The sequence below is a fragment of the Pantoea sp. EKM20T genome (assembly GCF_011800485.1).
GTDB lineage: Bacteria > Pseudomonadota > Gammaproteobacteria > Enterobacterales > Enterobacteriaceae > Pantoea > Pantoea agglomerans.
Window position 1 is genome coordinate 1 of the sequence record NZ_JAALFW010000060.1, and the last position, 218, is coordinate 218.

Genomic DNA, 218 nt, shown 5'->3' on the forward strand with positions numbered 1-218 from the left:
GGCGCTACGGCGTTTCACTTCTGAGTTCGGCATGGGGTCAGGTGGGACCACCGCGCTAAAGCCGCCAGGCAAATTCTGTCTCCGCGCCGCCAGTAAGGCCGCGCAGATATATCCGGTACAGGCTGAAAATTGTGTCTCTCAAAAAACGCCTCTGGCGTTGTAAGGTTAAGCCTCACGGGTCATTAGTACCGGTTAGCTCAACGCATCGCTGCGCTTAC

The 218-nt window shown here is 56.4% G+C and carries 1 rRNA gene; it reads right to left on the bottom strand.

The annotated features are described in order from the left end of the window. A 5S ribosomal RNA gene (rrf, locus tag HFD94_RS22870) occupies positions 1-69 on the bottom strand; the annotation flags it as partial. Positions 70-218 lie beyond the last annotated feature (149 nt).